Genomic DNA, 7,032 nt, shown 5'->3' on the forward strand with positions numbered 1-7,032 from the left:
ATGGGACATCATCAAATATGGTGTCCCATTAAAAAAAAACAATCTACCAATCAATCAAATCAAAATAATCATGAAAAATTCAATTTTAATTTTAGGAATAGCATTAGTGTCATTAATTAATGTTTGTAATGCAACAAATACCGTTGGCAGACCAGTTAATTCATTTAAAGAAGATGTTTTATCTAAAGAAAATGAAGGAATAGTATCAACTGAGAGAGTAAAAATAGCCAAACCTTCATTAAGCGGAGATGTAGAAATGTTTAACCCAGAAACAGTTATTGCTTATAATCGCAAAACATTGAAAGAAACCATTGCTGAAGGAGATAAAATCGTAGAGAATACAAGTTCAGATGATTTGGAGTTCATGTCTTATGAAGAATCTATGAAAGAAGTAATCACTCAATCTGATCTAATTATTGAGAATACAGTTTCAAATGAAGCATGTCCTCTTTATGGTGAAAGAACATTAGAAGATGAAATAGCAGAACTTGAAATGATCATTGAAAGTACAGAAAGTAACGAAGCAAGACCATTGAATTTTAAAAAAATAAACAACAATTCTTTGCTGATAAATACATTAAATTCTAAAAAATTTATTGGAATGAATTAAATGTAGACTAGGTGATATAAGCAAAAGCTTATTTAGAGACTATAAAAAAGCACCATTATGAAGAGTATAATGATGCTTTTTTTATGAACTATAATTAAAATTACATTTTTATAAGTTGCTTGTCTTGTGCTTTTGAAAATAATGTTAAAGCGACAATAGCTCCAATAGTAGCAAACAACATATCCGATTGTGTATCCCAGACATATCCTTGTGTTCCTAAAAAAGCATCTCCGCCATCTCCAGTAGCGATAGAAACTAACCATTCAATCCATTCATAGGCAGCACTAATTGCCAAGCAAATGGAAACAATAATAAAGTTGAAAAAGCTTTGGTTCTCAATTACCTTTTTTCGGATAAATAATTCTCGAATAATCATTGCAGGCACAAAACCTTGAGCAAAATGACCAACCTTGTCATAATTATTTCGGCTTTGATGAAAAATCTCTTTGATATAATCAAAAAATGGAACTTCGGCATAGGTGTAATGTCCACCAATGAAGAGAATAATACAATGAATTAGAATTAAAGTATAAGTAAAATTGGTGAATCGAAATTTTTTAAAAGTCAAAGTCAAGATCAGTAATCCAATTATTGCTGGAATAATTTCTAGGAAACAAGTAAACTCTTCTTTTGGATTTATAATTGACCAAAGTAAAGTTGCACAAAATAGAATTAGTAATATGTAAATGTATTTCATTTTTTGATTTTAAAAATAGGTTAAATTAGTAGCTGGTATCGTCAAGCTTCACTTTTCCATTGAACGTTCTGTACAAAAAGAAAAAATAAGCGGCCAATAAAGGAGCACCAATGGCAACAATAGTCAGCATAATTCCTAATGATTTTTGAGAAGAAGCTGCATTGTAAATTGTCACGCTAAATTTTGGGTCAATCGTAGAGATTAGTAGGGTAGGGTACAATTGTAACGCCACAAGAATCAGTAAAAAAGCCATTGTTAATGACGAAAATATCAATGCCAGCATATATTGTTTTTTTGAAACTAATCTGGGAACATTGGCTACAGCCAAAAAAGAGATAACTGGAACAATAAAATAAACAGGATTAGCCCTAAAATTGGCAGTAACTTCAGGAATAAAAACTAAAGTGTAAAGTGTTGTAATTCCAAAGCTGATGATAAAAAATATCATTCCTTTTTGGAGTAAGAACGTAAGTCTAGCATGTAATCGGCCTTCTGTTTTTAATAAAAGATAAATAGCGCCTTGTGTCATAAAAATGGAAAGGGTTGTAAAACCAACCATTATGGCATATGGATTTAAAAAAGAGAAAAACACACCACCTTGATAACTGAAATTTGGGCCTAAAGCAAAACCTTGCAAAATATTAGCCAAAACAACGCCCAGCAAAAATGCAATTAATATGCTGGAAACACTGTAAATAACATCCCAACTTTTTCTCCACCATGTCATTTCTTCGACACTTCTAAATTTAATGGCTGCAGCTCGAAGTACGTTTAGCATTAAAAAAAGCATAAATGGGACATACATTGCTGAGAGCATTGTTGCATACATTACAGGGAATCCTGCAAATAATGCTCCACCACCAATAATTAACCAAACTTGATTGGCATCCCAAACTGGGGCAATTGCATTTATTGCAATTCTTCGACTTAAATCTTTTCTGAAAAATAAATGCCAGGCGCCTGCTCCAAAATCAAAACCTTCCAATATTGCATAGCCTGAAAACAATAACCCGATTACTAAATACCATAAAGTAGGATAATCAATTCCTAAAAAAGTTTCCATAATATAAAGATTAAAAGGATTTGAACGTTACAGGGGTTTTTGACTCGTCATAAGGGCCATGTTTGATTTTTTTGTTGACCGTATACAAAAATAAGGCTAACAACAGAGAATAAACCACTGTAAACATAACCAATGAAAACACAATTTGATTGGAGGTGACTTCTTGGGAAAAAGCATCGCTGGTTCGTAATTGTCCATAAACTACCCAAGGTTGTCTTCCCATTTCGGCAGTAAACCACCCGACTTGATTGGCTATTTGCGGTAAAATGACAGCAAATGAGAAAATCCATAATAGCCATTTGGTTTCAAACAACTTTCCTTTCCACCATAAAAAACTAGCGTATAATGTAAGTCCGATTAATGCCATTCCTATGGCAACCATAATGTGGTAAAATTGAAAAACCGCATTTATTTGACTAGGTCTATCTTCAACCGGAAAATTATTTAATCCTTTTATGGGGGCATTAAAATCCTGATGAACCAAGAATGATAATCCGTCAGGAATTCCAATTCCGGTTACTTTTTGATGTTCTTTATCTACCCAGCCCAGAAGATATAAATCGGCAGGTTTGTCTTTTTCAAAATGACCTTCCATTGTAGCCAGTTTTGCAGGTTGATTAACGGCAACTCCATCTGCCGTACTGTGACCTGAAATCAATTGAGTAAGTGAAAAAATGGTTGCAACTACCAATGAAATTTTAAATGCTTTTTTTGATATTTCTACATAACGTCCTTTTCGGATGTAATAAGCATGTACACTTAAAACCAAAAAAGCTCCTGCTAAAATAGCACCTTGCCAAGTATGTATTATTCTGTCAACACTTGAGGGATTGAAAACCATAGCCCAAAAATCTGTTACTTCGGCACGTGCGTGTAATCCCGTTCCAATAATATGATAACCAGCAGGAGTTTGCTGCCAAGAATTAGCCACTACAATCCAAACAGCAGAGAACATTGAACCTAAAAAAACTCCTAATGTAGATACAAAATGAACCCAAGGTTTTACGCGATTCCATCCAAAAAGCAATACTCCGAGGAAAGTACTCTCTAAACCAAAAGCGAATAGTCCTTCGGCAGCTAATGCGCTTCCAAAAATATCACCTACATAACGTGAATACACAGCCCAATTGGTTCCAAATTCAAATTCCATAATAATTCCGGTGGCAACACCTATCCCAAAGGTCAATGCAAATATTTTGATCCAAAAGCGAGTCAAAATTTCGTAATCTTTATTTCTTGTTTTAAGGTAAAGTCCTTCCATGATTACCATTATCAATCCAATACCTATACTTAGTGGGGGATAGATATAATGAAAGGCAATTGTGAAGGCAAATTGTATTCGGGCTAGTATTTCAACATCCATGCGAAAATATTTTATTTAAAAGTATGCGTAAATTTACGACAGAAACATGACTAATGTGGTATAATAAATCAATTTGACAGCTGTCTTTTGTAACGTTTTGGACTAATTTTTTTATATTTTTTTAAATGTAGTTAGAATGGATTCATAATGAAGAACTAAGTTTAAGCTATTCAATTAAAAAGAAAATCTTTTTCATAAAAAAAGCACCATTATAAAATGATGCTTTCGTTTTTATTTAAAATAAGAGAACGTTTCGTTATTCTCAATCTTGAGTAATGTTTCATAAATCAATTTGATTACATTTTCTACATCCTCACGGTGGACCATTTCAACCGTAGTGTGCATGTATCGCAACGGAAGCGAAATTAAAGCCGAGGCTACACCACCATTGCTGTACGCAAATGCATCGGTATCTGTACCTGTAACTCTTGAAGAAGCCAAACGTTGAAATGGAATGTTTTTCTCAACGGCTGTATCTAGAATTAATTCTCTCAAATTATTTTGAACAGCAGGAGCATAAGTAACAACAGGCCCTTTACCTATTTTTGTATCACCTTCAATTTTTTTGTCAATCATCGGAGTAGTGGAATCGTGACAAACATCAGTAACAATAGCTACATTTGGTTTGATGGTTTGCGTAATCATTTCGGCACCTCTTAAACCAACTTCCTCTTGAACGGCATTAGTGATATATAAGCCAAAAGGCAATTTGATGTTGTTCTCGTGCAATAAACGGGCAACTTCAGCAATCATAAAACCTCCCATGCGATTATCTATGGCACGACAAACGAATTTATTTTCATTCATAATCATAAATTCATCAGGATATGTAATTACACAACCTACATGAACTCCCAATTTTTCTACCTGTTCTTTGGTTTCACAACCCAAATCAATAAAAATATTGCTAATCTTCGGATTCTCTTCCTTGTCTCTGTTTCGAGTATGTATGGCTGGCCACCCAAAAACACCTTTTACGATTCCATTTTTAGTATGGATATTAACACGTTTCGATGGAGCAATTTGATGATCAGAGCCACCATTGCGAATTACATATACTAAACCATCATCGGTTATATAATTCACATACCAGGCAATTTCGTCAGCATGACCTTCTATGACAACTTTGTATGGAGCGTCAGGATTAATAACTCCTACGGCAGTTCCGTAGGTATCAGTAATAAAAGTGTCTACGTATGGTTTTAAATAATCCATCCATATTTTTTGACCTTCACTTTCAAAGCCAGTTGGCGAGGCATTATTCAAATATTTTTCTAAAAAGGTAATGGATGATGCTTTCAATATTGATTCAGTACTCATATAAATTATTTTTTCGCTAAATTAGAAATTTGTCTTTATAGTTCTATATTTAATGTATAATTTTGTGTTAAAAATATTTCTTCATGAAGCTTTATAGAATCTTAGTTTTTTCTTTTTTCGTATCACTGTCAGGTTATGCGCAAGACACCAAAAATGACAATACTCAAATGGGATATGTCTTAACAGAAGCAGATAGCATATTTGGTGATACTATTGTACTTCCTGAATTAGTAATCGAGACACATAAAATGAGCGCCGATGATAAAAAGCAATTTTTATTACTGCAAAAAAGAGTTTATGCTACCTATCCATACGCCAGAATCGCTGCCGAAAGATTGACTTCATTAAATAGAGGCATGGAGAAATTTACGAATAAAAGAGATAAAAAGAGATATTTCAAAATAGTTGAGGATTATTTGAGTAATGAGTTTGAAGCTCGTTTGAAAAAACTTTCCAAAAAACAAGGGCAAATCCTAGTCAAATTAATAGATAGGCAAACAGGAACGACAACATATGAATTAATTCGGAATCTCAAAAGCGGTTTTAAAGCATTTGTGTCCAATACAACTGCCAGTATGTTTGATATTGATTTAAAAATGCAGTACAAGCCTTTTGAAGTCAATGAGGACTATTTAATAGAGACCATATTAGTCAGGGGCTTTGAATCTGGCAGACTAAGAAAGCAAGAAGCAGCAAAGCCCATAGATTATGAAAAGCTAGACGAAGCTTGGATTAAAAAATAAAGCTTAATAAGTTAATAGATAGAAGAGAGGTAATTATCGCCAAGATAATTGTCTCTCTTTTTTGTTTGATATTAATTAAGTAGCTATTTCCAGCTGTCCACTATATCTGTTGTCCCGAACCCCGGGACAACAGGATGCCGTTTCCATCTGGGCTAGGGCCCGGGTTTTTCATAAGAAAGGAAGTGAAAGATTCACACTATATATAGGAGATCCATTTACGGGAGGAAATCCACTCCTTATATATAGGAGACGAGGTTTGAAAAAGGAAAGATCCGCGGAAATCCGTTTTCCCCACATTATATTCAAGCCATTCCAGCCCCAAAACAAACCAAAAAGGAACAAGATCGATTAAATTATCAGAAACGGCCTATTGAAATTTTGAAATCGATAAAAAAGGTTATCTGTAAATTTCAATATATCAATGCGTTAAAAATTAATTGTAAAATTAAAGTAAAATAAATGTAAAAAGCCATTGTTTAAACGAATAAACTAGCTACTTTTGCACCCGCAACAACGCACAAGTTCTTTCACATACTGACAAGCAAACGAATTGAAACTGAAAATTTATTTTCAAAAAATATTCAAAAAAGCTTGTGAGAAAAGAAAAAGCTTTGTACTTTTGCACCCGCTAATCGAAAGACTAGCGCATAAGAAACAAGAAGAACACGTTCCTAGACATATTGAATTGACAGCCGTTCCGATGCAAATCGGAACAAATAAAATAAGAGTAATAGAATCGGAAGATTTGAATAATGACCACTAGACCTTCAGTCAAAAATTAACAGCTTAAATTTATTTAAGCAAACAATATACGATGAAGAGTTTGATCCTGGCTCAGGATGAACGCTAGCGGCAGGCTTAACACATGCAAGTCGAGGGGTATTGGTTTTCGGACCAAGAGACCGGCGCACGGGTGCGTAACGCGTATGCAATCTACCTTTTACAGAGGGATAGCCCAGAGAAATTTGGATTAATACCTCATAGTATAGTACAACCGCATGGTTGAACTATTAAAGTCACAACGGTAAAAGATGAGCATGCGTCCCATTAGCTAGTTGGTAAGGTAACGGCTTACCAAGGCTACGATGGGTAGGGGTCCTGAGAGGGAGATCCCCCACACTGGTACTGAGACACGGACCAGACTCCTACGGGAGGCAGCAGTGAGGAATATTGGACAATGGGCGCAAGCCTGATCCAGCCATGCCGCGTGCAGGATGACGGTCCTATGGATTGTAA

At 34.6% G+C, this 7,032-nt stretch carries 7 protein-coding genes and 1 rRNA gene; 4 read left to right on the plus strand and 4 right to left on the minus strand.

Annotation, left to right across the window (positions count from 1 at the left end; genetic code table 11):
• The first annotated feature begins 70 nt into the window (after window positions 1-70).
• Complete coding sequence (locus AC1DY0_RS14510) at window positions 71-610, plus strand: hypothetical protein (RefSeq protein WP_477189302.1); 540 nt, start codon at window positions 71-73, stop codon at window positions 608-610.
• A 100-nt stretch (window positions 611-710) separates the two neighbouring features.
• On the opposite strand, the gene AC1DY0_RS14515 is transcribed toward AC1DY0_RS14510, so the two are convergent.
• The 4 genes from AC1DY0_RS14515 to AC1DY0_RS14530 form a co-directional block, all read right to left on the minus strand.
• Window positions 711-1,307, minus strand: a complete 597-nt coding sequence (locus AC1DY0_RS14515) for a DUF2238 domain-containing protein (protein WP_477189303.1) — start codon at window positions 1,305-1,307, stop codon at window positions 711-713.
• A gap of 25 nt (window positions 1,308-1,332) precedes the next feature.
• Window positions 1,333-2,370 (minus strand): cytochrome d ubiquinol oxidase subunit II, encoded by a 1,038-nt coding sequence (gene cydB / locus AC1DY0_RS14520; protein WP_477189304.1) that lies wholly within the window; start codon window positions 2,368-2,370, stop codon window positions 1,333-1,335.
• 10 nt (window positions 2,371-2,380) lie between these two features.
• A complete protein-coding gene (locus AC1DY0_RS14525; protein WP_477189305.1) occupies window positions 2,381-3,733 on the minus strand; it encodes a cytochrome ubiquinol oxidase subunit I in 1,353 nt (450 codons plus the stop codon).
• 231 nt (window positions 3,734-3,964) lie between these two features.
• Window positions 3,965-5,053 (minus strand): M42 family metallopeptidase, encoded by a 1,089-nt coding sequence (locus AC1DY0_RS14530; RefSeq protein ID WP_477189306.1) that lies wholly within the window; start codon window positions 5,051-5,053, stop codon window positions 3,965-3,967.
• An 83-nt stretch (window positions 5,054-5,136) separates the two neighbouring features.
• On the opposite strand from AC1DY0_RS14530, the gene AC1DY0_RS14535 reads away from it, so the two are divergent.
• From AC1DY0_RS14535 to AC1DY0_RS14545, 3 genes are all read left to right on the plus strand, one after another.
• Window positions 5,137-5,796 (plus strand): DUF4294 domain-containing protein, encoded by a 660-nt coding sequence (locus AC1DY0_RS14535; protein WP_477189307.1) that lies wholly within the window; start codon window positions 5,137-5,139, stop codon window positions 5,794-5,796.
• Between the two features lie 550 nt (window positions 5,797-6,346).
• Window positions 6,347-6,559, plus strand: coding sequence for a hypothetical protein (locus tag AC1DY0_RS14540; RefSeq protein ID WP_477189308.1), 213 nt, complete (start codon window positions 6,347-6,349; stop codon window positions 6,557-6,559).
• Between the two features lie 48 nt (window positions 6,560-6,607).
• A 16S ribosomal RNA gene (locus AC1DY0_RS14545) occupies window positions 6,608-7,032 on the plus strand; the annotation flags it as partial.

The organism is Flavobacterium sp. P1_E4 (assembly GCF_056405915.1).